Raw genomic sequence first — 1,412 nt, 5'->3', positions numbered from 1 at the left:
GCGCGTACGAGCAGCGCGGTGACCGGATCGTCCGCCAACCGCTCGCGGTACGCGGGCAGATGGGTGTCGAGCCAGGTCCGCCGGACCGCCGAGGTCGGCGCCAAGCTCGCCGTGATCGGTGCCCCGGGTGCCGCTCCGGCTGCCCCGGCCGCGCCTGCCGCCCCGGCTCCGGCTCCGGCCGCCGCCGCGCCTGCTGCTCCGGCCGCCCCGGCTCCGGCGCCCGCGCCGGTCCAGGCCGCTCCCGCCGCTGCCGCTCCGGCTCCGGTCGCGCCGGCTGCCCCGGCTCCGGCTCCGGCTCCGGCCGCGCCTGTTGCCCCGGCCGCCCCGGCTCCGGCCGCTCCGGTCGCGGACGAGGGCGCGTACGTCACGCCGCTCGTCCGCAAGCTCGCCGCCGAGAGCGGTGTGGACCTGTCGACGGTCAAGGGCACCGGCGTCGGTGGCCGTATCCGCAAGCAGGACGTCATCGCCGCCGCCGAGGCCGCGAAGGCCGCCGCTGCCGCCCCGGCTCCGGCCGCCGCCGCCGCTCCGGCCGCCGCGAAGAAGGCCCCGGCCCTCGAGGTGTCCCCGCTGCGCGGTCAGACCGTCAAGATGACCCGCATGCGCAAGGTCATCGGCGACAACATGATGAAGGCGCTGCACGGCCAGGCCCAGCTGTCCTCGGTCGTCGAGGTCGACGTCACCCGGCTGATGAAGCTGCGCAACCAGGCCAAGGACGCGTTCGCCGCCCGCGAGGGCGTCAAGCTGTCCCCGATGCCGTTCTTCGTCAAGGCGGCGGCCCAGGCGCTGAAGGCCCACCCGGTCATCAACGCCCGGATCAACGAGGACGAGGGCACCATCACCTACTTCGACTCGGAGAACATCGGCATCGCCGTCGACTCCGAGAAGGGCCTGATGACCCCGGTCATCAAGGGTGCGGGCAACCTCAACCTGGCCGGTATCTCCAAGGCCACCGCCGACCTGGCGGCCAAGGTCCGCGGCAACAAGATCACGCCGGACGAGCTGGCCGGTGCGACCTTCACCATCAGCAACACCGGATCGCGCGGTGCGCTGTTCGACACGATCATCGTGCCGCCGAACCAGGTCGCGATCCTGGGCATCGGCGCGACGGTCAAGCGTCCGGCCGTCATCGAGACCGCCGAGGGCACCGTCATCGGCGTCCGCGACATGACGTACCTGACGCTCTCCTACGACCACCGTCTGGTGGACGGCGCCGACGCCGCCCGCTACCTGACCGCGGTCAAGGCGATCCTGGAGGCCGGCGAGTTCGAGGTCGAGCTCGGCCTCTGATCCACTCGGCGGCCACGGCCGAGCTACTCGGCTGTAACCAGCCTCACCAGCGGCGGGCAACCCCCGGAGGAATCCCCCGGGGGGGCGACCACAAGCTGTCTCAGGGGGCTTTCCTCTTTTAAGAA

1 protein-coding gene is annotated in these 1,412 nt (G+C 72.7%); it reads left to right on the top strand.

What is annotated here, in order from left to right:
• Positions 1-1,287 (top strand): 2-oxoglutarate dehydrogenase, E2 component, dihydrolipoamide succinyltransferase (gene sucB, locus ACFV9O_RS06105; RefSeq protein WP_385412904.1); only part of this gene is annotated, 1,287 nt, incomplete at its 5' end.
• Between the last annotated feature and the right edge of the window lie 125 nt (positions 1,288-1,412).

This window comes from Streptomyces sp. NPDC059909 (assembly GCF_042730885.1).
In the GTDB taxonomy this organism is placed as follows: domain Bacteria; phylum Actinomycetota; class Actinomycetes; order Streptomycetales; family Streptomycetaceae; genus Streptomyces.
Note: the sequence above shows the minus strand (reverse complement) of the source record. Positions and strands in the feature narration are given on the sequence as shown.